Annotated in this window: 21 protein-coding genes; 14 read left to right on the forward strand and 7 right to left on the reverse strand. The window is 71.1% G+C overall.

Annotated features, from left to right (window positions below):
- Window positions 1-60 precede the first annotated feature (60 nt).
- From AB0D99_RS22195 to AB0D99_RS22240, 10 genes are all read left to right on the forward strand, one after another.
- A complete protein-coding gene (locus AB0D99_RS22195) occupies window positions 61-1,041 on the forward strand; it encodes a tellurite resistance/C4-dicarboxylate transporter family protein (RefSeq protein WP_362364694.1) in 981 nt (326 codons plus the stop codon).
- Between the two features lie 110 nt (window positions 1,042-1,151).
- Complete coding sequence (locus AB0D99_RS22200) at window positions 1,152-1,682, forward strand: hypothetical protein (RefSeq protein WP_362364697.1); 531 nt, start codon at window positions 1,152-1,154, stop codon at window positions 1,680-1,682.
- Window positions 1,683-1,897: 215 nt separating this feature from the next.
- On the forward strand, window positions 1,898-2,734 hold the full coding sequence (locus AB0D99_RS22205; RefSeq protein ID WP_362364700.1) for a DUF4097 family beta strand repeat-containing protein: 837 nt from the start codon (window positions 1,898-1,900) through the stop codon (window positions 2,732-2,734).
- Between the two features lie 99 nt (window positions 2,735-2,833).
- Window positions 2,834-3,358, forward strand: a complete 525-nt coding sequence (locus AB0D99_RS22210) for a hypothetical protein (RefSeq protein WP_362364957.1) — start codon at window positions 2,834-2,836, stop codon at window positions 3,356-3,358.
- 407 nt (window positions 3,359-3,765) lie between these two features.
- The gene (locus AB0D99_RS22215; protein ID WP_362364703.1) at window positions 3,766-6,030 is read left to right on the forward strand and encodes an MMPL family transporter; all 2,265 of its coding nucleotides are present in this window, start codon (window positions 3,766-3,768) and stop codon (window positions 6,028-6,030) included.
- A 196-nt stretch (window positions 6,031-6,226) separates the two neighbouring features.
- A complete protein-coding gene (locus AB0D99_RS22220) occupies window positions 6,227-7,261 on the forward strand; it encodes an ATP-binding cassette domain-containing protein (protein WP_362364706.1) in 1,035 nt (344 codons plus the stop codon).
- Window positions 7,258-8,073, forward strand: coding sequence for an ABC transporter permease (locus AB0D99_RS22225; protein ID WP_362364709.1), 816 nt, complete (start codon window positions 7,258-7,260; stop codon window positions 8,071-8,073). Before AB0D99_RS22220 ends, AB0D99_RS22225 begins: the two co-directional genes overlap by 4 nt.
- A gap of 186 nt (window positions 8,074-8,259) precedes the next feature.
- Window positions 8,260-9,387 carry a PP2C family protein-serine/threonine phosphatase gene (locus AB0D99_RS22230; protein ID WP_362364712.1) on the forward strand — a complete coding sequence of 376 codons (1,128 nt, stop codon included), beginning with the start codon at window positions 8,260-8,262 and terminating at the stop codon, window positions 9,385-9,387.
- A 234-nt stretch (window positions 9,388-9,621) separates the two neighbouring features.
- Window positions 9,622-10,200 (forward strand): phosphoesterase, encoded by a 579-nt coding sequence (locus tag AB0D99_RS22235; protein ID WP_362364715.1) that lies wholly within the window; start codon window positions 9,622-9,624, stop codon window positions 10,198-10,200.
- Window positions 10,197-11,771 (forward strand): alkaline phosphatase D family protein, encoded by a 1,575-nt coding sequence (locus AB0D99_RS22240; RefSeq protein WP_362364718.1) that lies wholly within the window; start codon window positions 10,197-10,199, stop codon window positions 11,769-11,771. Before AB0D99_RS22235 ends, AB0D99_RS22240 begins: the two co-directional genes overlap by 4 nt.
- A 221-nt stretch (window positions 11,772-11,992) precedes the next feature.
- On the opposite strand, the gene AB0D99_RS22245 is transcribed toward AB0D99_RS22240, so the two are convergent.
- A complete protein-coding gene (locus AB0D99_RS22245) occupies window positions 11,993-12,529 on the reverse strand; it encodes an NUDIX hydrolase family protein (RefSeq protein ID WP_362364721.1) in 537 nt (178 codons plus the stop codon).
- A 187-nt stretch (window positions 12,530-12,716) separates the two neighbouring features.
- Here AB0D99_RS22245 and AB0D99_RS22250 point away from each other — a divergent pair, with 187 nt between their 5' ends.
- Window positions 12,717-13,268: a DinB family protein gene (locus AB0D99_RS22250; RefSeq protein ID WP_362364723.1), complete on the forward strand. Its 552-nt coding sequence runs from the start codon at window positions 12,717-12,719 to the stop codon at window positions 13,266-13,268.
- A gap of 194 nt (window positions 13,269-13,462) precedes the next feature.
- Here the strand turns inward: AB0D99_RS22250 and AB0D99_RS22255 are convergent, their stop codons facing one another.
- Window positions 13,463-15,076, reverse strand: a complete 1,614-nt coding sequence (locus tag AB0D99_RS22255; protein ID WP_362364726.1) for an FAD-binding oxidoreductase — start codon at window positions 15,074-15,076, stop codon at window positions 13,463-13,465.
- A gap of 65 nt (window positions 15,077-15,141) precedes the next feature.
- Here AB0D99_RS22255 and AB0D99_RS22260 point away from each other — a divergent pair, with 65 nt between their 5' ends.
- Window positions 15,142-15,792 carry a TetR/AcrR family transcriptional regulator gene (locus tag AB0D99_RS22260; RefSeq protein ID WP_362364729.1) on the forward strand — a complete coding sequence of 217 codons (651 nt, stop codon included), beginning with the start codon at window positions 15,142-15,144 and terminating at the stop codon, window positions 15,790-15,792.
- A gap of 42 nt (window positions 15,793-15,834) precedes the next feature.
- Here AB0D99_RS22260 and AB0D99_RS22265 read toward each other — a convergent pair whose 3' ends face one another.
- Both AB0D99_RS22265 and AB0D99_RS22270 read right to left on the reverse strand, forming a co-directional pair.
- A complete protein-coding gene (locus AB0D99_RS22265) occupies window positions 15,835-17,496 on the reverse strand; it encodes a phospholipase D family protein (protein ID WP_362364732.1) in 1,662 nt (553 codons plus the stop codon).
- A 545-nt stretch (window positions 17,497-18,041) separates the two neighbouring features.
- Window positions 18,042-18,563: an HD domain-containing protein gene (locus tag AB0D99_RS22270; protein ID WP_362364735.1), complete on the reverse strand. Its 522-nt coding sequence runs from the start codon at window positions 18,561-18,563 to the stop codon at window positions 18,042-18,044.
- Window positions 18,564-18,819: 256 nt separating this feature from the next.
- Between AB0D99_RS22270 and AB0D99_RS22275 the strand changes: the two genes are divergently transcribed.
- A complete protein-coding gene (locus AB0D99_RS22275; RefSeq protein WP_362364738.1) occupies window positions 18,820-19,485 on the forward strand; it encodes a hypothetical protein in 666 nt (221 codons plus the stop codon).
- A gap of 188 nt (window positions 19,486-19,673) precedes the next feature.
- Here AB0D99_RS22275 and AB0D99_RS22280 read toward each other — a convergent pair whose 3' ends face one another.
- Window positions 19,674-20,270 (reverse strand): DUF4253 domain-containing protein, encoded by a 597-nt coding sequence (locus AB0D99_RS22280; RefSeq protein WP_362364741.1) that lies wholly within the window; start codon window positions 20,268-20,270, stop codon window positions 19,674-19,676.
- Between the two features lie 255 nt (window positions 20,271-20,525).
- Between AB0D99_RS22280 and AB0D99_RS22285 the strand changes: the two genes are divergently transcribed.
- On the forward strand, window positions 20,526-21,107 hold the full coding sequence (locus AB0D99_RS22285; RefSeq protein ID WP_362364744.1) for a hypothetical protein: 582 nt from the start codon (window positions 20,526-20,528) through the stop codon (window positions 21,105-21,107).
- Between the two features lie 188 nt (window positions 21,108-21,295).
- Here AB0D99_RS22285 and AB0D99_RS22290 read toward each other — a convergent pair whose 3' ends face one another.
- Entirely contained in the window at window positions 21,296-21,949 is a 654-nt protein-coding gene (locus AB0D99_RS22290) for a DUF1707 domain-containing protein (protein ID WP_362364747.1), read from the reverse strand.
- A 124-nt stretch (window positions 21,950-22,073) separates the two neighbouring features.
- Entirely contained in the window at window positions 22,074-24,095 is a 2,022-nt protein-coding gene (locus tag AB0D99_RS22295; RefSeq protein WP_362364750.1) for an ABC transporter ATP-binding protein, read from the reverse strand.
- Between the last annotated feature and the right edge of the window lie 139 nt (window positions 24,096-24,234).

Here is a 24,234-nt window from a genome sequence, read left to right on the forward strand (position 1 = left end):
AGGAGCCGGCGTCCGGCGTCCGGGTGGCGCAGCGGGCGGAGTCGCGCTGCGATGGGGCTCATGAACGAGCCGCCCGCCCGCACACGGACCGCGCCGCCGCCCGTCGGCACCTGGCAGGACCTGCCACCCGCGGCGGGCGCCGTGGTGATGGCGACGGGCATCCTGTCCGTGGGGCTCCACCTCGTCGGCCACGAGGCGCTGTCGGGCGTGCTGCTGTGCCTGGCGGCTCTGGTGTGGCTGCTGCTCGCGTGGGACTTCGGCGCCCATCTGCTGCGCGACCGGCACCGTTGGCTGGCGGACGCCGACACCCCACCCGGGCTGACCGCCGTGGCCGCCACCACCATCCTGGGCGTCCGTGTCGCCCTCCTCGGCTGGAACACCTTCGCGGGTGTGCTGTTGGCGCTGGCCTCGGTGTTGTGGGCAGTCCTCCTGACGGCTGTGCTGAGGCACCTGCGGCGCCACATGCCGGGATCCGTCTTCCTGATCTGTGTCGCCACGCAGGCGATCGCCGTTCTGGCGGCGACACTGGCACCCGCCGGTGGTGACTGGCTGGCCTGGGCGGCGCTCGTCTTCTTCTGTCTCGGGCTGGTGCTCTACGCGGACGCTCTGTCCCGGTTCGACTTCGGGCAGCTCGCCCGTGGCGCGGGCGACCAGTGGGTGGCCGGCGGGGCGCTGGCCATTTCGGCGCTCGCGGGTTCCAAGCTCCTGGCGAGCGGGGTGTGGTCGGGATCCGCCTCCACGGCGCTGCGCACGGTCACGCTCGTCCTGCTCGCTCTGGACCTCGTCTGGTACGTCGTCCTGCTCTGTTCCGAACTGCTCCGTCCCCGCCCGCGGTACGACGTCAGGCGGTGGGCCACGGTCTTTCCGCTCGGGATGACCGCGGTCGGCTCCCTGTCCACCGCGGCGGCGACGGGTGTCGCCTGGCTCGACACGCTGGGAAGCGTGCTCCTGTGGGTAGCCGTTGTCGCCTGGCTGCTGACCCTGAGCGGACTCCTGCGGGCGCTGGGCGCACGGGCCCGGACCCGTTCGGTCGGCTCGTAAGGGCTCCGGCCCGTCGAGAGAACCCTCTGTGGCGCCACTTCGACGGCACTCTGGCTCAGGATGGCGCCAATGTACTTGCCATGGCGCCACGATGGTGCCACTATTGCGTCATGGACCTCACTCCGTACGTCGACAACCTCCGCCATGAGCTCGGCGTGGCCGCCGAGGCGGGCGGGGACGAAGCTCGCGCTCTGGCCGACCGGCTGACCGGTCAGCTGGAGTCGGCAGCTCGCCTGACCCTGCTGAACGCCCTGTCCGACGCGATGGACGAGGTCACCCGTGACCTGGCGCCGGGCTCGGTCGATCTGCGGCTGCGCGGCCTGAATCCCGAGTTCGTGGTGACGCCGCCGCCCTCGGTCGACGCCTTCGAGGAGGCCGTCACTCCGGTGCAGGCCCCGCCGCCCCCGGTGGTGCCACCGGATGCCGAGGATGGCGCCACGTCGCGCATCAACTTCCGGCCGCCGGCCCAGCTCAAGGTCCGGGTCGAGGAAGCCGCGAACCGCGAGGGCCTCTCGGTCAACGCCTGGCTGGTACGGGCCGTGACCGCCGCCCTCGAGCCCGGCGCGGCAGGCCACGGCCGGAAGAGCTCGACCGGTCGCGGCCCGGCGGTCGGGCAGGGTTTCACCGGCTGGGTCCGCTAACCGAGGACGGGCGCCGCCTCGCGCCGAGGGCGTGCCTCGACGCCGCCCTCGGCCCGCCCGGCCACGTGCTTGCTTGAGCGCGATCGCTGAGGCGCTCCGTCCACAGCCCCACAGCCCCACGGTCACTCAGCCCACAGCCACTCCCACAGTCACTCAGTCCACAGTCACTCAGCCACTCAGTCAGTCAGCCACTCAGTCAAAGGGACGGCACAGCCATGCCTACTTTCGAGACCCCCGAACCCCTCTCCGCCACCGTCGAGATCGAGATCGGGCGGGCCCGGATCGTCGCGGGCGAGCGCACCGACACCGTCGTCGACGTGACGCCGGCCGACCCCGGCAACAAGCTGGACGTCCAGGCCGCCGAGGAGACCAAGGTGACGTGCGCGGGCGGGAAGCTGCTGGTCAAGGGCCCCAAGAAGCGCTCGCTCTTCGGCAAGATCGGCGCGGTCGACGTGACCGTCGGACTTCCCGCGGGCTCGGAGCTGATCGGAACCACGGGCCTCGGCGAGTTCATCGGCGAGGGCCGGTTCGGGAACTGCCGGCTCACGACCGCGGCCGGGGACATCCGGCTCGACGAGGCCGTGGATGTGCGGCTGAAGACCTCGCACGGCGACGTCCTCGTGGACCGTACGACGGGTGAGACCGAGATCCAGGGGTCGGGCCGCGTGCGGGTCGGCCGGATCGACGGGACGGCCACCGTCAAGAACCTCAACGGTGAGACCGTGATCGGCGAGATCGGCGGGGAGTTGCGGGTCAACTCCTCGAACGGCCCCATCAGCGTCGTGCGCGCGGAGTCGTCGGTCACCGCCAAGACCGCCAGCGGCTCCATCCGTCTCGGAGAGGTCGTTCGCGGCCGGATCACGCTGGACTCCTCGGCCGGTGGCCTGGAGGTCGGCATCGCCGAGGGGACCGCGGCCTGGCTCGACGTGCGCTCCACGGCCGGCCGCGTACGCAACGAGCTGGACACGGCCGAAGGTCCCGGGCAGTCGACGGAGACGGTCGAGGTCCGGGGACGCACGAGCGTCGGCGACATCGTGATCCGCCGCGCATAGGGCGCTCGCACCAGCACGCCCGCAGGCGTGCGCACAGACGGAGTCGGGGCAGGCGCCGACATGGCGCGCAGGTATCGCATCGAGGGGGCGGGGAACGAGATGGAACGCGGATTACGGACCGACACCCCCGAACCCCACGGCGCCTTCGCCTCGTTCATCCGTTTCGTGATCCTCGGCGGCGGAGTCGGCCTCGCCTCCAGTGCGGCCGTCGTCCTGCTCGCCACCTTCCTTCCGTTCGCCCTCGCCAACGCGCTCATCGCGGTGGTCTCGACGGTCCTCGCGACCGAGCTGCACGCCAGGTTCACCTTCGCCTCCGGGCGGCGCCGCGGCGGGCGTGGACTACTGCGCTGCGGCCTCCGCCACCACCTGAAATCCGCCGGGACGGCCGCGGCCGCCTACGGCGTGACGACCCTTGCGATGCTCGTCCTGTACGCGTGCGAGAGCGCACCCTCCCTGGCGGTCGAGCAGATCGTCTACCTCTCCGCCTCGGCCCTCGCGGGCATCGGCCGCTTCCTGACGCTGCGTCTGTACGTCTTCGCGACCGCGCGCAGCCGTCCCGCCCCGGTCACCCACGACCTGCACCGGTCCCGGCCCCACCGCGAACTCCTCACCATCGCGTCCTGAATCGGGCGGCAGCCGGGCGACGGGCGCGCTGACTCCCGTTCGGATCCGCCAGGCGAGCTCGCGCCGACGGCCGCCGCCGCGCCGCTGACCACGAACGCTTCGCGCGACCGGCACCCCCTGCCCTGCGACCGGCACCTCCTGCCCCGCGATCGGCACCCCCTGCCGCGCGATTCAAGGATGGCGCCACATTGCCCCGTCATGGCGCCACTCCTCTGTGGCGGTGGGGTTGAACGGCCGTCCCCGGCAGGACCTGTACGGCCGTTCGACCGCACCACGTGTCAACCGCTGTGACCGCTCGACCACTTCGACGCGCCACCCACACCACCCGCGCCACCCACACCACCCGCGCCACCAGCACCAACCGCACTGACCGCCTGACCGACCACCGATTCCCTGGGAGTCCCACCGTGGCTACGTTCCTTTCCAGACTGGGCCGCCTCGCCTTTCGCCGACGGGGGGTGACGCTGCTGCTCTGGCTGCTGGTATTCGGCGGCATGGGCTTCGCGGCATCCTCCGCGCCGCCGCCGCCCGCCGACACGTTCTCGATGCCGGGCACCGAGTCGCAGGAAGCCTTCGACCTGCTCGGTGAGAAGTTCCCTGAGGCGAGCGTCGACGGCGCCAGTGCCCGGGTCGTCGTCCGGGCCCCCGAAGGCGCGAAGATCACCACGCCGGCGCAGCGGACCACGGTCGAGCGCCTGGTCGCCGAGCTGGGGGCGTCCTCCCCACAGGTGGTCGGGGTCGCCGACCCGTACAAGACCCCCGACGTCAGCATCAGCGAGGACGGGACGACCGCCTACATGGTGGTGACGTACAAGGTCCCCGCGACGGAGGTCGGGGACAAGGCGCACGACGCGCTCGACGCGGCCACCGAGCGGGCCCGCAGGGCGGGGCTGACCGTCGAGGCGGGCGGTGACGCCGTCAAGATCGAGCAGGCGATGGGCGGTACCGGCGAACAGATCGGCATCCTCGTCTCCGCGATCGTTCTCGTCCTGACGTTCGGCTCGATGATCGCGGCCGGAATGCCGCTGATCACGGCCCTGGTCGGTGTCGGCATCGGCATCTCGGGCATCACCGCGCTCGGCTCCACCCTGGGCCTGTCCGGCACCACGTCGACGCTCGCGATGATGATCGGCCTCGCGGTCGGCATCGACTACGCGCTGTTCATCGTGTCCCGCTTCCGCGCCGAGCGGGCCGAGGGGCGTACCCCCGAAGAGGCCGCGGGGCGTGCCGTCGGCACCGCGGGTTCGGCCGTCGTCTTCGCCGGCCTCACGGTCATCGTCGCCCTCGCCGGCCTCGCCGTCGTCGACATCCCGATGCTCACGAAGATGGGTCTCGCGGCGGCCGGTACCGTCGCGGTCGCCGTCCTCGTCGCGATCACGCTCGTCCCCGCACTCCTCGGGTTCGCGCCGGTCAAGGTGATGGCCCGCAAGGGGCGCCTGGCGTACGCCGTCAAGCCGCTGTCGGAGCGCAAGCGGCGCAGGGCCGCCAAGCACGCGGAGAGGCTTGCCAGGAAGACCAAGCCCAACCTGGGCTCCCGCTGGGCCAGTTTCGTCCTGCGTCACCCCGTCGCCGTGCTGCTCGCCGGCGTGGTCGGCCTCGGCACCGTCGCCGTACCGGCGGCGGGCTTGGAGCTCGGACTGCCGGGTGAGGGGCAGATGTCGACGGAGACGACCCAGCGCAAGGCGTACGACCTGCTGTCGGAGTCCTTCGGGCCCGGGTTCAACGGACCGCTGATGGTCACCGTGCAGACCGACGGCGCCGAGAACGCCAAGGCCGCCGGCGACGAGGTCGGCAAGGCGCTCGGCAACGTGAGCGGAGTGGCCTCCGTCTATCCGGCCGCCGCCAACAAGCCGGGCGACACCGCGATCCTCACGGTGATCCCCGAGACCGGCCCGACCGAGAAGCGGACCGAGGAGCTCGTACGCGAACTCCGCGCCACCGCGGGAGACCTGGAGCGGGGCACCGCTTCCAGGATTCTCGTCACCGGCCAGACGGCCATGTTCATCGACTTCTCCCAGACGCTCGACGATGCCCTGCTGCCCTACCTGGGCCTGGTCGTGGGCCTCGCCTTCCTGCTCCTGATGGTGGTCTTCCGTTCCGTCCTCGTCCCGCTCAAGGCAGCCCTCGGGTTCCTGCTCTCGGTGGCCGCGGCCCTCGGCGCCGTCGTGGCGGTCTTCCAGTGGGGCTGGCTGGCCGACGTCTTCGGCATCGACGCCCCCGGGCCGATCATGAGCACGATGCCGATCTTCATGATCGGCGTGGTCTTCGGCCTGGCCATGGACTACGAGGTCTTCCTCGTCAGCCGGATGCGTGAGTCGTACGCCCATGGGGCGCGCCCGGCCGAAGCGGTCGTCGACGGCTTCCGCTACGGCGGCCGGGTGGTCAGCGCGGCCGCGGTCATCATGATCAGCGTGTTCTCCGGCTTCATCGTGGAGGACAACGACTTCGTCAAGATGATCGGCTTCGCCCTCGCCATCGCCGTCCTCTTCGACGCCTTCATCGTCCGCATGGCGATCGTGCCCGCGCTCTTCGCCCTGCTCGGCAAGTCCGCCTGGTGGCTGCCGAAGTGGCTGGACCGGATCCTGCCCCGGGTCGACGTCGAGGGCGAGAAGCTCGGCCCGGCGCAGGCCGTCGAGCCGCCCGCAGACCGCGACCGCATCCCGGTCGGCTGACGCGTCACAGCCGGCGGCGACAAGCCCGACGGAAGGAGGCGCTCCCCGCACCGGCTCGGTCCGGGGTGGGGTGCGCCTCCGCGCAGCGAGCCGTACCGCACCCCGCGACGACACGCCATCACCGCACCCACCCCCTCACCGCGCCCGCCTGATCCGCCAAGCCCTCGCATTCCCCCGACAGAAAGGCCCGCCCACCGTGAACACCGCGACCACGACGCCCACCAGCACGCGCTCCACGGCGATCTCCGTCACCGGCCTACGCAAGTCGTACGGCGACAAGGTGGTGCTCGACGGCATCGACCTCCAGATCCCCGAAGGCACGATCTTCGCCCTCCTCGGCCCCAACGGAGCGGGCAAGACCACCACGGTCGAGATCCTCTCCACGCTGATCACGGCCGACGCCGGCCGGGCGAGCGTCGGTGGCCACGACGTCACCGCCGACGCCGCATCGGTACGCCGCCTGATCGGCGTCACGGGCCAGTTCGCCGCCGTCGACGGGCTGCTCACCGCCGAGGAGAACCTGCTCCTCATGGCGGACCTGCACCACCTGAACCGCGGCGAAGGCCGCCGCCGCGCCGCCGAGCTCCTGCAACGGTTCGAACTCACCGACGCGGCACGCAAGAACGTCGCCACCTTCTCCGGAGGCATGCGCCGCAAGCTCGACCTGGCGATGACGCTGGTCGGCCGCCCGCGCGTCATCTTCCTCGACGAGCCGACCACCGGACTCGACCCGCGCAGCCGTCGCGTCATGTGGGAACTCATCCGCGACCTGGTCACGGAGCAGGGGGTGACCATCTTCCTGACCACGCAGTACCTGGAGGAGGCCGACCGTCTCGCCGACCGCATCGCGGTCCTCGACCACGGCAAGCTCGTCGCCGAAGGCACCGCGCAGGAACTGAAGCGGCTGATCCCCGGGGGTCACGTCCGAGTCCGGTTCGCCGACGTGGCCCACCTCGCCCACGCGGCCGACATCTTCGGCGTCGCCACCCGCGACGACGAGGCGCTCACCCTGCAGATCCCCAGCGACGGTTCGATCACCAACCTTCGCGCCGTGCTCGACGCCCTCGACGGCACCGGAGTTCAGGCCGAGTCGCTCACCGTGCACACACCGGACCTCTACGACGTCTTCCTCACCCTCACCGGCCGGCCCACCGTCCCCACGGCCTCCACCGTCCCCGCTGCGGGCGGTCCTGCCGCGTCCGCCACCGCCCACAAGGAGTCGAACCGATGAGCACCACCGCCCTGACCCCGGCCGAGCCCGCCCGCTCGTACGCCCTGCGCGACTCCCTGACGATGCTGCGCCGCAACCTCACGCACATGCGGCGCTACCCGTCGATGACGATCTCCATCCTCGTCATGCCCCTGCTGATGCTGCTGCTGTTCGTGTACGTCTTCGGCGGCGCCCTCGGCACCGGCATCGGCGCGGGAGCCGACCGCGGCGACTACATCGACTACCTGGTGCCCGGCATCATCCTGATGTCCGCGACCTCGGGGGCCGTCGCGACGGCCGTGTCCGTCTGCACCGACATGACCGAGGGCATCGTCAACCGCTTCCGTACGATGTCGATCTCCCGCGGCTCCATCCTCACGGGGCACGTCCTCGGCAGCGTCGTCCAGGTCGCGGCGGTCCTGGTCCTGATCACCGCCGTCTCGCTCGCGATCGGCTTCCGCCCCGACGCCACGGCCGTCGAGTGGGCGTCCGCCGCGGGTCTGCTCCTCTTCCTCGCCTTCGGCATGGCCTGGCTGTCCGCCGCGATGGGCATGGGCGCCAAGACCGTCGAGTCCGCGAGCAACGCCCCGCTGCCGCTGACCTTCCTCCCCTTCCTCGGCAGCGCGGTCGTCACACCGGAGTCGATGCCGACCGCCCTGCGCTGGTTCGCCGAGTACCAGCCCTTCACCCCGATCAACGAGACCCTGCGCGGCCTGCTCCTCGGCACCCCGATCGGCAACGACGGCTGGATCGCCCTGGCCTGGTGCGCGGGGCTCGCCCTGGTCGGATACCTGTGGTCCCGCGCCGTCTTCGACCGAGAGGTCACCCGCTGAGCCCGACCGGGCCGACCGACGCCGAAGGGCGGAGACGCGACGGAAGGGCGGCTCCCGCAGTGCGCCGGGAGCCGCCTCGACCGGCGGCCGCCGTGCTTCCTCCGGACGGGTAGCGGGAAGCCGGCCGGCCGAGGGGCGCGGCCCCGCTTCCGACTCCGGACCATGCCCGGTCACTACAGTGCTGGCGTGCCCCCTCCGCCTACTCCGCGCACCTGGCATTACCTGCTCACCCGCAGGGGCTGGATCTGGTGGATGCCCATCATCGCCGTCCTCCTCGTCCTGATCACGGAGATGGCCGTCCAGGGGCGCGAACCGGTGAGCTTCCTGCTCACCGGCGTTCCCCCCTTGGTCTCCGCGACGCGCGGACCGCGGGCGACCGCCTGGTCCGCGCTCGGGTGCCTGGGGCTGCAGATGCTGATGGCGGCCGGACGCCCGGGCCACTTCGACGAGCAGCACCACGTGGCCCTGTACATGGCCACGCTCATCATCGGCGCGGTCAGCTATCTGCTCGCCAGGCAACGGCAGGACACGGAAAGACACCTGATCAGGGCCAACTCGGTGGCAGAGGCGATGCAGCGGACCCTGCTGCGCCCCGTGCCGCCCCGGCTCGCCCATGTCAGTGTCGCCGGCTACTACTCGCCCGGTGTGGGCGGCACGTTCGTGGGAGGCGACCTGTACGACCTGTGCGAGACGCCGTTCGGGGTGCGGGTGATCATCGGGGACGTCCGGGGCAAGGGCCTGGACGCGGTGCAGACGGTCTCCGCCGTCCTGGGGAGTTTCCGCGTGTCCGCCCATGAGTGGCGGGACCTCTCGGTGCTGGCGGAGCGGCTGGAGCTCAGCATCGTCCGCAACGGCCCCAGGGCGGACACCGGTGATCCGGAGCTGTTCGTGACGGCGCTGGTCATGGAGTTCGCCGGCGACACCGTGCGCATCGTCGACCGCGGTCATCCGGCACCGGTCGCCGTCGGACCGCACGGCGCCCGTCATCTGGCCACCGCTCCGGCGCTACCGCTGGGACTCGGTGAACTGTCCGAGGGCCGGGTCCTGACGACGGAACACACCCTGGGGCCCGGTGAGGTGCTCGTGCTGTTCACCGACGGCATCAGCGAGGCCCGCAACACCGACGGCACCTTCTACCCGGTCATGGAACGACTGGGGGAGCGCTTCCTCTCGTGTGAGCCGGACCCGCAGACGGTGGTGTCGTTCCTGAGGAACGACAGCGACTGCTGGTCGGCCGCCTCCGAAGAAGACGACCAGGCGGTGCTCGCCATCACCCTGACGCAGCCGACGCCACGGCACCTCGCGGACGACTGAGCTCGCCGCGCGCCGATTTCACGAGCGCCGAGCAGCCGCATCGGCCCGACCCGCGAGAAAGGCCCAGCCGGCGAGCCCCGGGAGCCTCACCCGACCGAGCGGGTCGCGGACGACGCTACCCAAGAGTTGTCTGTACAACTCGTCGCCGCTGTTCTCCGACGCGTCGTCAGGGGTTCACTCCCGACTGCTGCGATACACCCGCCATTCGAACAACGCTTGATCGAGGAGGCTCGAGTGAATCTCGTAGTCAACGGCGACGCGGAGAGCGGGCCCGGCGGCTCCGCCGAACCGGTCACCGAAGTGACCGGCTGGGAGGTGCCCGAGGGAGCGCCCGCGCTCATCGCGTACACCCTGGGCAACGGCTACCCCGGACCCGGCGACCCCGGCCCCACCACCCGTGGCAGCCGGTTCTTCTCCGGCGGCAACAGCCCGCGTACCGCACTCGTGCAGGACATCACGCTGCCCGAGCGCGGCACCACCGGTCGCCGGGCCGTCGATGCCGGAGACGTCCGCTACACGCTCGCGGGCTGGCTGGGCGGATACGCGACGCAGGAGGACGGCGCCCGGCTGTCCGTGGAGTTCCGGAACGCCGAAGGCACCCCGGTCGCCGTGTCCGTCCTCGGCCCGGTGACGGCCGCCGAACGGCTCTCCCGTACCGCGCTCCTGGAGCGCACCGCGACCGCCACGGTGCCGCCCGGGGCGCGCACCGCGCGCGTGCTGCTCGTCCTCACCCGCAGCGGCGGCGGGACGTCCAACGACGGATACGCCGACGCCATATCGCTCACGCTGCACGCCACGGGGGGACGCAAGTGACCAGGCTCAACCGCCGCGATCTGCTCAAGGCCGCCGGGGCCGCCGGCGCCCTGAACCTCGCCTGGCCGCTGTCCGCCGGGCTCTCGCCCGCACAGGCCCTCGAAGCTGCCCAGGCACTCGGCGCCACATACGACTCCGCGCCGTTCACCCTCGGCGTCGCCTCCGGCGATCCCCAGCCGAGCAGCGTCCTGCTGTGGACCCGGCTCGCCCCCGAACCGCTGGCGGCCGAGCAGAAGCTGCCCGAGATCGTCGAGGTCGACTGGGTCGTCGCCACCGACCCCCAGCTGCGGCGCGTCGTCGCGCGCGGCACCGCGCCCGCCTCCGCGACACTCGGCCACAGCGTGCACGTCCCCGTCTCCGGCCTGCACCCGGGCACCCGCTACTGGTACGCCTTCACCGCTCTGGGCAAGCGGAGCCGGATCGGGCGCACGAAGACCGCGCCCGTCGGCGACATCGCCTCCGTCCGCTTCGCCGCCGCCAACTGCCAGGCGTTCCACGACGGTTTCTACGCCGCCCACCGGGGCATCGCACGAGAGGACGTCGACTTCGTCGTCCACCTCGGCGACTACATCTACGAGCACGGTCAGGTCGGGGGAGTCCCCGCGGATCACGTCCGCGACCACGAGGGCCCCGGCATCTTCACGATCGCCGACTACCGCCGCCGCCACGCCCTCTACAAGGGCGACCCGTCCCTGCGCGAGGCGCACGCCGCGCACCCCTGGTTCCTCACCTGGGACGACCACGAGGTGGTCAACGACTACTCCGGTACGGGCGGGGGCGCGCCCTTCATGCAGCGGCGGGCGGCCGCGTACCAGGCGTGGTACGAGAACATGCCGCACCGGGACGGAGGCGCGGGCACCACGGCGGCGCTGCCGGACCCCGAGACCCACCGGGTGCGCCGCTGGGGCGATCTCCTGGAGCTGTCCGTGCTCGACCTGCGTTCCTACCGCTCGGCGCAGAACCTCGCCGACGGCACGATCCTCGGCTCCGCCCAGAAGTCCTGGCTGAAGCGGACCATCGACCAGGCTCCGGACTCCTGGCACGTCTGGGCCAACTCGATCATGCTGAGCCAGCTGCGGAGCCGTCCCGGCGGCTCGTACATGTTCACCGACCAGTGGGACGGCTTCCGCGCCGAGCGCAAGGAGGTCCTCGGGCACGTTCACAGCACGGGCATGGAGGACCTGGTCGTCATCACCGGCGACTGGCACTCGGCGTTCGTCGACGACATCCGGCCCGACTTCGACGACGTCACCTCGCCGGTGATCGGTACGGAGTTCACCGCGCACTCGGTGACCTCGGGCGCGTACTCGGCGAGTTGGAACGCCACGAACGGCCCGATCATGGGCGCGGGCAACCCGCACCTGAAGTACTTCGAGGGCAATCGCTACGGCTACGACGTCTACGAGGTGACCCCCGAGCGCTTCAGCGCCCACATGCGGGTCATCGACGACCGCCGTGACCCGGCTTCCCTCGTCTCGACGCTGACCACGTTCCACGTGGACCGCGGACGGGCCGGCTCCTACGAGGACCCGGCGACGAAGAACTCGCCGGCGCAGTACCGCAGGGACTGACACGACGACGGCGTCCGTCCCGCGACGGTGCGCGGCGGGACGGACGTGCCGGTGCGACGGCCGGCTCCGGGCCGGGCACCGCCCGTCGCCTCGCGCTTCCTGGCACTGGACGGACGGGGAACCGCCTCAGGGCCACGCGGTGCGGGAGCGGAGCCTGCCGGTGTCCGCCGCGACCAGGGATCTCAGTACGCGGCTGTCGGTGTCCGCCGCGACCAGGGACCTCAGTACGCGTGTCCCACGTGGGCGAGAGCCTGCTTCAGCAGCACGCCGTGGCCGCCCGGCATCTCGCCCTGGACCGCTGCCGAGGCCGCCTCCTGGGGGCTGAACCACACCAGGTCCAGCGCGTCCTGACGCGGGCGGCAGTCACCGGTGACCGGCACGATGTACGCGAGGGAGACCGCGTGCTGGCGTGGGTCGTGGTAGGGGGTGATGCCCGCCGTGGGGAAGTACTCGGCGACCGTGAAGGGCTGCAAGGAGGCGGGAACACGAGGCAGGGCCACCGGGCCCAGGTCCTTCTCCAGATGACGCAGCAGCGCGTCACGGACCCGCTCGTGGTGCATGACACGGCCGGAGACCAGGGTCCGGTTGATCGTCCCGTCCTCACGGATCCTCAGAAGCACTCCGATACTGGTGACTTCACCGCTGTCGTCGACGCGCACGGGCACGGCCTCGACGTACAGGATCGGCATCTGGGCCCTGGCGATGTCCAGCTCATCGGTGGTCAGCCAGCCGGGCGTGGTCTCGGTCATGTCAGACATCGCTTGATCATACTTACCGGGTCGGGGCTCGGCCCACGTTGTCTGTCTGCCAGCCGGGTGGGAGTTCGACGGACTCCCCTGTGGACGTGGCGACCCGGACGGAGGTCCGGAGGTTCGGACGGCGTCCTCGGGGGAGGCCGTTCACCCGTCGGCCCACTGTCAGCGCGGTCCGCTAGGGTCTGCGGCCATGACTGAGACCGCAGCCGAAGCGTGGCCCGAACCTCCGCTCGCAGGCACCGAGGCGGCAGCCGTCCTCGGCGCCCTCGAACGCCAGCGGGCCACGCTGGCCTGGAAGTGCTCCGGCCTGGACGCATCCGGCCTTCGCGCCACACTCGGCACATCCACGATCACCCTGGGCGGCCTGCTCAAACACCTGGCGCACGTGGAGGACAGCCACTTCGCCCGGCTGTGGCTCGCCTCCCCCGTCGGCGCTCCCTGGGACACCGTCGACTGGGAGACCACTCCCGACTGGGACTACCGCTCCGCAGCGGAGGACGCCCCCGAGCACCTGCTCGCCCTCTGGCAGGAATCGGTCGCCCGCTCCCGTGCCATCGTCGACGACGCGCTCGGCGCGGGCGGGCTGGACCAGCTCGGTGCCTACACCACCCGTAGCGGCGAACGCCCCAACCTGCGCCGCATTCTCCTCGACCTGATCGAGGAGTACGCCCGCCACGCCGGTCACGCCGACCTCATCCGCGAATCCGTCGACGGGCTCACGGGCGAGGACCCGCCGAGGTGATCCGACGTACGTCGTGGCGGGACGGAGACGGCGCACAGGTGGCGATGGCAGGCGCGCCGGATCGTCGGCGCGGTGGTGCCGGGGGCTCGTCCGTGGTCCGGGACAGGACGGAGTTCAGCACTGTCCCGGCCCCAGCGGACGACAGCCGTCCGGCAGTCACCTGAACCGCCGGGCAGCACGGGCACCGCGCCCCGTCAGGGCCTGCCCAGCGGGTCGATCACGGCGCCGGGGTTGAGGATGCCCGCCGGATCGAGCGTCGCCTTGCCCGCCCGGAGGGCGGCGGCGAACAGGTCCGGGCGCTGTCGGTCGTACCAGGGCCTGTGGTCGCGGCCCACCGCGTGGTGGTGGGTGATGGTGCCTCCGGAGGCGAGCAGCGCCTCGGACACCGCCGCCTTGATCTCGTCCCACTGCTCCACCGTCCTGCCCCAGGTCCCTGCGGCGTAGATGCCGAAGTACGGGGCGGGACCGTCGGGGTAGACGTGGGTGAACCGGCAGGTCACCACGCCCGTGGCGCCGACCTGGCGCATCGCGTCCTGGGCCGCCTCGTTGACGGCGGCGCGGAGCCCGTCGAAGCGGTCCCAGGTGCAGGCGGTCTCGAAGGTCTCCACGATCATGCTCCGCGCCGCGAGCGCGTCGCGCTGGTACGGCATCCGGACGAACGACGAGCGCCAGGTGTCGGCGGCTCCGCTGTGCGCGGACTGATCGGCGGTGTCGGTGTGGCGCGCCGGTTCGGCCAGGGTCCCGCCGTGGTCACGGCAGAGTTCCAGAGCGCGTTCCATCCACGCGGTGACGGGGTGGTCCGCGGATTCGAAGCCGAGCACCAGGACGGCCGTCGGGGAGCCGGCGTTGATGAACGCCTCCACGGGGTCCAGGAGGCGGCAGTTGGAAGGGTGCAGCCCGGACTGGGACAGGGCGCGGACGGCGTTCACCCCGGCGTCGTAGTCGGCGAAGCCCACCGAGGCTCCCGCCCGCCAACGGGGCCGGTCCTGGAGCCGTACCCACGCCTGCGTGATGACGCCCAGGGACCCCTCGGAACCCAGGAACATCCGGTCGGGGGACGGGCCCGCGCCCGAGGCGGGCAGCCGACGGGACGCGACGACACCGGCGGGAGTGACCACCCGGAGCGACTCGGTGAGGTCGTCGATGTGGGTGAGGACCGTGGCGAAATGCCCTCCGGCGCGCGTGGCCAGCCAGCCGCCGAGAGTGGAGAACTCGAACGACTGGGGGAAGAACCGCAGGGTGTAGCCCTGTGGCCGCAGCTGGTCCTCCAGGTGGGGGCCGAGGACTCCGGCCTGTACGAGCGCGGCCCGGCTGGTCCTGTCGACCTCCAGAACCCGGTCCATCGAGGTCAGGTCCAGGCTGACCGCCCCCGCGTAGTCACCGCCGACGCGCGGCTCGACACCTCCCACGACGGAGGACCCACCGCCGAAGGGGATGGCCGCGATGCCGGCCTCGCCGCACCAGTCGAGCACCTGGACGACCTCCGCCTCCGAGGTCGGACGCACGACGAGATCGGGCACGTGCGGCAGCTTCCCGAGCAGCGCCCGGACGACGTCACGGAACGCCTGCCCGTGGCTGTGCGCCAGCCGGTCCCGTACGTCCTCCGAGACGATCGAGGCCAGGGCCGACGGCGCCTCCACCCTGCTCGCGCCCACACCGAATGCCTCGACCGGCGGAGCCGTGTGCGGCGTCAGGTCCGCTCCCGGCAGCAACTCGGAGACCCTGCGGGTCAGCTCCTCGCGCTCCGCGCCCACCACCGCGTCCTCGACGTGTCCCCATCCCCACCACGAACGCGTCCTGCCTTGCATCCCGCCACCACCGATCTGAACGCTGGGTAAGTTAACGCGCGGTAAGATTGGCATAGGGTGCACTCATGAGCAAGCAGGAGAAGAACGCGCGCGGGGTCGGCACCAAGGGCATGCCCCGCAAGGACCGCGAGCTGCTGATCCTGGACGCGGCGGCGGAGGAGTTCGGCACCAAGGGCTACGTGCGCGGCTCGACCGCGGCCGTCGCGGCGCGCGCCGGGATCAGCAAGCCCATGATCTACGAGTACTTCGGGTCCAAGGACGGCCTCTACCGTGCCTGCCTGGACCGCGCGGGGTCCCGCCTCGTCGCGGCGGTCGCGTCGGCGCAGGACGGATCGCACGACATCGCGCGCGCGGCACGCACCATGGAGGCCGTCTTCCGGGCGCTCGAGTCGCGTCTGCACGACTGGGAACTCGTCTACGACACCACGGTGGCGGCCGACACCGACCTCCATGGCGCGGCCCTCGCGTACCGGCGCGAGCTCAACACCATGGGAGCGGTCGGTGTCGCGGAGATCCTCGGCCCCTCGCCGGCCGCCGACCCGCTCGACGCCGACCTCGTCACGCACCTCTGGTACGGCACGGTGAGTTCCGCGGTCGGCTGGTGGCGTCACCACCCCGAACAGACCGCCGACGAGATGACCGCGCGATTCCAACGGGTGCTCGTGGCGCTGTTCCCGCAGCCCCACGCGAACAGCCCGTCACCCCCGGAGCGGTGACCTCCCCGGCGCCGTCAGAGGAGTGTGACCTCCCCGGCGCCGTCAGAAGAGGTGGCGGCGGCGCAGACCCAGCGGGCGGCCGTCGGGATCGACCAGGAGGTGGTGCGGGGGAGTCGCCAGCAGCATCTCCTTTCGGCCCAACGGCTCGGGGACGTAGCGACGCAGCCGCCCCGCGGGCTTGGGGCCGCGGCACCCGCCGTCGTACCAGCCGTCCAGAGCGGCGGCCGTCTCCGCGAAGGCGCTGAAGGCGGCCACGGGATCGCACAGCGCGTCCGCCGCCCATCCCTCCGCCTCCCCGGCCGGACGGGACCGCTCGCCCCCACCCCCGGCTGTCCCGTGGTCGAGGGCTCCCAGGTGCTCGGACATCAGTTCCAGACGCAGACTCCTGGCGAAGACGCGAGCGCCGTCACCGAGTCCCCCGGGGTCGTGGGGCGGCCGCGGGTCCGTACGCTCGTCGATCACGGCGCAGCTGAGCTCGGAATCGTGGGTCCACGAGCGGAGATTGATGTTGTCGGAGCCGACCGACGCCCAGACGTCGTCGATGACGCACACCTTGGCATGCACGTAGACGGGGGTCCCCGCCCTGTTCTCCACGCCGTACACCGCGATCCGGTCACCGCCGGCGCGGCGCAGCTCCTCCAGCGCCTTGATCCGTCCGACGAGGTTCATGGGCAGCGTGATCCGGCCGTCCTGCTCCGGGACCGAGGGGACGACGGCGATCAGCCGCAGTCCCGGATGCCCGGCGAGCGCCCGGGCGAAGCAGGCGACGACGCGCGGGGACCACAGGTACTGGTCCTCGACGTAGATCAGCGTCCGGGCGCGCATCAGCGCCTTGAGGTATCCCCGTGCGATGCTGCGCTCCCCGTCCGGGGCGAAGGGGTATCCGTGCAGCAGCCGGTTCGGATAGGTGCGGAGCAGCTGCACGACGTGCGTGCCGCGGGGCGCGGGGTCCGGCGCCTGCGGAGGCAGACGGCCCGCGTCGGTGTCCTCGCGGTGCAGCAGCTGACGCAGGCGCGTGAGCGGGCTCCGAGAGAGCGGCGACGGGTCCTCCCACCGTTCGCGGAACACCGCTTCGACGTCCCCGACCACCGGCCCGCGCAGGGCGAGCTGGACGTCGTGCCAGGGCGGGTGCGGGCCGTAGGCGGACGCCATCCTCAGAGACTGACGGTCGCCGCGATGCGTGGCGTCGTCGTTGCGGTTGTGGCAGAGATCGATCCCGCCGACATAGGCGACGTCCAGCTCCTCGCGGCCGGGATGGCGCAGCACGGCCATCTTCTGGTGGTGCGACCCACCGGGCCGCACCCGCATGTCGAGCAGGCACTCGCCGCCCGCTGCCTCGATCTCCTTGCCGAGGTGGAGGTTCTGCTCCTGACTGAAGTGGAAGTTGTCCAGGTGGGAGCGCCACAGCAGCCCCTTGACGATGACCCCGCGCTCGGCGGCTTCGCAGAGGACCGTGCCGATGTCGGTGCCGTCCCCGTCGAGCCTCTCGTCGGGATCGCCACGCCAGTCGGTGAACAGGAGCAGGTCACCGGCGCGCATCGCGCGGATGGAGTCCAGGAGCTCCCGGAAGTAGGCGGCGCCGTGCACCAGGGGCCGTGCCTCGTTCCCCTCGGACCACGCCACACCGTCCGCGCGCGACGCGTCCAGGCGCGTCGCGTGATTACCGCGCTCACCGGACAGCAGAAGCCACTCGTGGTGCGTCATCGCATCGGCCTTCCGATCCGCCCCTACCCACAGCACGGCGGTTCACCCCATCCCTGGGGGCGCCGGCCTTGCCCATCCCGGATCGATCGGGCAGGGCACGCGACCGGGGCGACGATCCGCCTCAGCGACGAGGCTTCGGGACGACGCACTGCGTCGCCGACGACCGCCTTGCCGGTGATCTGTGTCGACGACGACCGCCATGACGACGATCTGCGTCGACGGCGACCCGCCTTGACGACGATCTGCGTCGACGACGACCGGCCTTGACGACGACCGCGACGGGGACGATCCGCGTCGACGGCGTCTCGCCTTGACGACGATCGCGACGGCGACGGTCTGCGTCGATGACGCCTCGCCTTGGCGACGATCGCGACGGGGACGATCCGCGTCGACGACGTCTCGCCTTGACGACGACCGCGACGGGGACGATCCGCGTCGACGACGTCTCGCCTTGACGACGACCGCGACGGCGACGGTCTGCGTCGATGACGCCTCGCCTTGGCGACGATCGCCACGGCGGCGAGAGCCGCCGCGCGCGTCACTCCTCAAGCACGCGAGCGGGTGGGGTGCTCGTCGAGCTCGGGGAGGAGAGCCGGATTGACGATGCGGACGATGGACTCGATGTCGGCCCGGTCGGCCGCGGGCCAGAGCAGGGCGCGTGCGCCCCGGTACTTCGCGGCGAGTCGTTCCCGGATCTCCGGCGGCAACTGGGCGGCGCGGTCGGGTCGGGAGTTGTGCGCGTTGTCGGCGATCTTCACGAGCGTCGCCTGCGGGTCGGCGGTGATGTGCCGGACCTTCTCCTCGTACGCCATTCCCGGCTGGTTGGTCACCGCCTGGACGATCGCGACGACCCGCGCGGGAACACCGGCGCCCAGCAGCCCGTCGGCGGTCCAGTCGGTGTCCTCCAGGACGTCGTGCAGGAAGCCGGCCATCACCAGCGCTTCGCCGAGCGGTGCGAGCCCGGCGGCCACCGCGCGGACGTGCTCGATGTAGGGAACGCCGACCTTGTCGACCTGTCCGGCATGTGCCTGCTCAGCCAGAAGCTCGATCTCTCGGACGGACTTCATGCTCCTCCTCCAAAGGGCCACATACCGGGTGTTCGACGGGAGTGTACGGCGCGGGGCGCAGTCGCCCCTCGGCACGGACGACGGGACGAGCCATGGTCTGCCCTCGAAGCCGGTTGCCCGTCTCGGCAATGCGACGAACTGCGAGCGTGCGATGGCGGGCTGCCACTACGGTCGTACCGAACGTACGACGAGGTGGGGGGCATATGGCTGCACCAAGAAGGGCCGACGTACGGAACAACCGCGTGTGCGAGGCCCGGTGAGTGCGCAGGGGCCGCACGGGGCCGGGCTGATCGCGGGGGAGATACCGCTGACCGACGTCATCGCCCGACTCCGCCGTGACAGGCCGGTGTTCCACTCGGAAGCGGATCTGCAGCACAGCTTCGCCCGGGCGCTGTGGGAACTGGCACCGGCGATCCAGTCCCGCCTGGAGGTCCGACAGCCTCTGGCGGAGACGGACGGGGCCGAGCACCTCGATCTGATGTGCATCGGCCCGAAGGCCCGCACAGCGGTGGAGTTCAAGTACTTCACAGCACGGTGGTCCGGCGCGGCCGGACCACTGGGGGAGGAGTACGCCTTGGCGTCACACGCCGCCACCGACCTCGGACGGCTGGGCTTCGTCACCGACATCGCCCGACTGGAGCGATACTGCACTGACCCAAACCAGAACGGTCTCGCGCTGCTCCTGACCAACGACAGGACGCTGTGGACGCCTCCCAAAGACGGCGCACGCGAGACCAGGGACGCGGCCTTCCGCATCCACGAAGGCCGCACCCTCACCGGCGAACTGCTGTGGGGCGGCGGCGACTACCGCCCCAACACCCGGACGCTGCGCGGCACCTATCCCCTCATCTGGCAGCCCTACTCCCTCCAGGAGGGCCCGAGAGGCGAGTTCCGCTACGTGTCCACGTGGGTCGCACCGTGACGGCCAACGATCCCGCGGTGGCGTCGGACGCACGGGAGGGAGCGATGGCCGAGCCCTGATTGCTTGTAATCCCGAGGGTGGGAGCCGCTCTGCCTGTCGAGCCACTCGTGCCCGTGACCGGCCGGAGGCTCGTTCTCTCGCTGTCAGGGTGAAGACCCGTCCGGGCCACCACGCACCCGACACCACGCCTAATCCCACCAGAACGACCAGGACGTCCGCCCCACAAGGTCCGCCGCGTACTCGGGGAACGGCGTGGGTGGGTCATCGACGATGTTGTCCGCAGTGGACAGCACGTGCTCCAACGCGAGCAGGTTCGCATGATCGGCATCCACGGGTGGTCTCGCGACCGAGACGTGCAGTTCGCTGTCGGACACCGCCACCACTCGGGCACCGAAGCGACGCTCCCAGCTGCGCAGGAGTGAACACAGCAGGGGCAGTGGCGCTTCCGCGGACCAGCCGATCAGTGCCAGAGCGTCGCTGCTGCGTCGGGCAGGGACGAGCACGAGCCGCCCGGCCTCCGCCCCGTATTCACCCGTCTCGATGAGCCTGGCGAGGAGGCTCGTCGCGGCCTCCTCGGGCGTCGGTCCCTCGCTCCTGACCGGGTTCTCCGGCGCGAGGCCCGGCCACCCTTCGAAAGGCGGTCCGGGATCGTGAGGCCACGGCTCGATTCCGTCAGGTGCCCACGCCGGTGTCAGGTTCGTCCAGCTGGACAGTCGCCTGCGGCGGTACTCCGCGAAGTCCGATGCCAGCTCCTCGTCCAGACGCACGGAGTCGACGTTCTCCAAGCCCAGAGGTGTTCCCACTGTGTGGGGTGAGCAGACGAGCGGGACCAGGCCGCCTGCGCTCTGTTCGCTCAGCAAGCGGGGCCAGAGTTCTCCGATGTCCTGGGGGAGCGCATCCGATACCCATACGTGCATGGGGCCGTGAGACATGAACCGGCCTGAAGGCAGGCCATGGGGCAGAGTGAACGACATGGCCGCACGGTAGGCCCCGGCACTGACAGAGATCCGCGACGCCGAACTCGCAAGGATTCAGGCCCATTGCTGCTGCTGATGGCGCCAGGGGGCGCTGCGGCCAGGAGCCCGGGCGTTGTCAGTCCGAGCCGCTACCGTCCGGGCATCGACGATCTTCAGGGAGGACGGTGCTCGATGGGTGCCAGCGGATGGGACTACATCACGGGCTTTGACGGCGATGTCGAGGCGGCCGTTGCGACGTTGCGGTCCACGGTGTTTCAGGAGCAATACGGCGGCGGCGCCCGGTACCGAAGCCTGGAGGAGTTGTACGCGGACGAGGAGTTCATGGGGACTGAGGGCACCCATTCGATCGTCGACATCGACACGGTCGTCGCCACAGATGACCCGCCGAAGCCGTCCAGACCCGCCGACTACGGCACCTTGCGCCCGCTGGCCATGGACCGTGTGGCACACCACTTCGCGACGGAGCGCCCGTCCGTGGAGCAGTTCGAAGCGCTCGTCTCTGCGGCCCATGACGGAGCGAGCCATGAGGAGTACGAGCAGAGCCTGCTCGGTGAGTGCCAGATGCGGTGGACCGGCTACTACGTGATCCTCTATTCCAACGACCGGCCGACCCATCTCGGAATCTTCGGCTACTCCGGGGACTAGATGTGTTGACCTGCAGCGTTGATGAGCTGGTCAGTACACAGCGGGGCGAAGTCGAGGGCCCGAAGGATTTGCCAACAGCGTCAGTACGACGTCTCGGCCCCCTGCTGGTCCGCTCTAAGTCGTGAGAAGCCCCCTTGTTTCCGCCCGGCCGCGCCTCGGTGTTGGCTCACGAGGCACCGAATCCTGTCTCAGTGGGACGCGGGTCTCCTGAGCAGCCACTGTCCGAAAGTGCGGCGTGGCGGTCGTACCACCACGTTGCCGTGGGTCTTCTGGCCGACCAGCTCCACGCGCAGCGTGGTCGGCGCGTCCGGGGGCGTCATCGCGGGTCGGTGCCGGAGCTTGCAGTGGACCAGCGTCAGGCCGTCGACATCGACCTCGACGCCCGGCCTCGTGATCAGCGTCAGGCTCTTGCCCGCCATGGCCACGTCGATCCGCAGCGTGTCCTGCGTGATCACGGCCTCGGTGAAGTCGAGCGTCACGTCGCACCAGGTCACCGCGAGCTCCAGCCGGCGCGGCAGCACCCAGCGGCCCGTCCGTTCGACGGCGCCGCTGAACACCTGCTCGATCCGGACGACGTCCTTGGGTTCGGCCGCAGTACCGTCCATGGCGGTCGAAACGGCCGGCAGATCGGCGGTGAGCACGGCCAGTTCGCCCAGGGTCCGCGCCGACAGGGCGACTTCCAGGCGCTCGTCCAGCTCGTCCGAGGTCAGCCGACCGTCCCCTGCGGCGATGCGCAGCACATCCACCGCGCGGTCGCGGTCCGCGTGAGAGGCTCGCACCTCGGGCGCGGGCGCGGAAGCGGGGCCCGAGCGCTCCCCGCTGGGCGACATCTCTCCCGACATGCTTCCGTCCCGGTCCGTCGACGCCTCGCACGCCGCAGGGAGCGGCGCGAACAGCAGACTAGCGCTATATCGCGACACGCGGCCCTGTCGGGCGGGACCCCATACCGATTGCACGACCTGAGTCTCACGGCCGCGCCTGGCCCTCGCCGACGGAGCTTTCCGGCTCACTCGACGTCCCTTCGGCGGGGGCGGGCTGCAACGGTACCGCCGGGTGCTGGAACTGACGGGCCTGCAGCTCGTACGCCTCGCGGAACGCCCCGGTGCTCGTCGCCGGTGACATGAGCTGGTCGAACGTGCCGTGCTCGACGACGCGGCCCTTGTCCAGGACGTAGATGAGGTCGGCATGTCTCACGCTGTGCAGCCGGTGGGTGATCAGGACGGTGGTCTGACCGGTGCCGGCGAGGTGGTGGATCTGGTCGAACACACGCTGCTCGGCGGCCGGGTCGAGCGCGCTGGTCGGCTCGTCGACGATGAGGATCTGCCCGTCGCGCAGCCGGGCCCGGGCCAGGCCGATCTTCTGCCACTGGCCGCCCGAGATCTCCTGCCCGCCCTTGTACCCCCGGGCCAGCAGGGTGGAGAGGCCGCGGGGCAGGCTCTCGACGACCTCGTCGGCGCCCGCGTACAGGGAGGCGGCTTCGATGACGGCGTCGTCCATGGGCGCGCTGCTGCGGCCGATGCCGATGTTGACGCGCGCCGTGAAGGGCCAGCGGTAGAAGTCCTGGGCGACCATGGCGACACGGTCGAAGACCTGGGCGCGGTCGGCCCGCGCCGTGTCCACGCCGTCCCAGAGGACCCGCCCGGTGTCGGGCAGCCGGGCGCCGCTGAGCAGACGTACGAGAGTCGACTTGCCCGAGCCGTTCTTCCCCACGAGAGCGACCGTCCTGCCCCGGGGGATGACGAGGTCGACCTCGTGCAGGGACGGCTTGTCCGCGCCGGGGTAGGTGAACGTCACCTTCTCGAACCGGATCTCGTCGACCCGCCGGGGCAGAGCGAGCCCGCCGGTGGGAATGGCGCGCCGTGCGGCCTCCTCGCACAGCGTCTCCAGGTCGGCGACGAACATCGACTCCTCCTGTACGTCGGTGACGCGCAGGACCAGGTCCGTGATGCTCGCCGAACCGGTACGGATGGCCAGCACGGCGGTGCCCGCCACCGCGAGAGCCATGTGTCCGTGCCACAGCAGCAGCCCGAGGACTCCGTAGGTGGCGATGGTCGCGATCCCGCGCGCCGCGTCCGCGGACAGGCCCGTACGGGCGCCGATCCAGGCGAGCCGGGTCTGCTCCCGCTCACTGGTCTCCGCCATCTGCCGGAAGTGTGTCAGCAGGAACGGAGCCACCCCGTGAACGCGGACCTCGGCCGCGGCCTGCTGGTCGATGAGGAGCCTGCTGATCAGCTGGGCGGCCCGTGCGTGCTGGACGAAGCGGTGCCAACTGACGTACCTGTGCCGGGCCATGGTCAGCGATCCCCAGGCGCTCGGCAGCGCCATGCACATCAGCAGGGGCAGGAGCAGAGGGTGCAGTACCGTCAGGACGCCGGCCGCCGCGATCAGCGAGATCGCGGAGGTGACCACCGAGGTGCAGTAGCCGACCATCCTCCGGGCGGACTCGGCGCCCCACTGCGCGGAGTCCATGAGCTTGTGGAAGGCGTCGTCCTCGATCGCCTCCAGCTCCACCTGGGCCACCAGCCCGAGGTATCGCTCGGTCGCCACCCGCTGGACCTTCGGCTCCAGGATCCCGGTCGCGGCGGCCGAAGCCGACTTGCAGGCCGAGCCGATGACGGAGAGGAGGGCGACCAGGGTGAGTGACGGCAGTGCCGCGCGCAGACGACTGGTGATGTCGCCGGGGGCGAGCAGTTCGACGAGCAGGGAGTTGACCGCGATCAGGGAGACCGCCTGCGTGACACCGCGAACGATCTCGCCGATGACGACCGTGGTGAGCGCCTGCGGGTCGGCCCGGCGGGCCAGTCGCACGGCGACCGCGACCTGTCGGGGCAACGAGCCGGCCATCGTGCGCAGGCTGAGCTTCAGCCAGGCGCCGTTGTGGGTGCCCCACCCGTAGTCGTAGGTCAGTTCGCCGCCGAAGAGCAGTTGCTCCGACGGGGAGACACCCCCGGTCGCCGCGGTCGGCGGGACGTCGGAGCCGTCCGTCATGCCACCCACCTCGCGTCCGTCCATGTCGAAGGGGAGGTTCCGGCACGGCTACGGCGAGCGGGGATGCTGGACGGAACCCGCGAAGGCCGGAGGCGACCGGTGGCGGGAGGGGCGGCGGCGTCGGCAGGAAAGGGCGGCA

The sequence above is a fragment of the Streptomyces sp. NPDC047971 genome, assembly GCF_040653355.1.
Classification (GTDB): Bacteria; Actinomycetota; Actinomycetes; order Streptomycetales; family Streptomycetaceae; genus Streptomyces.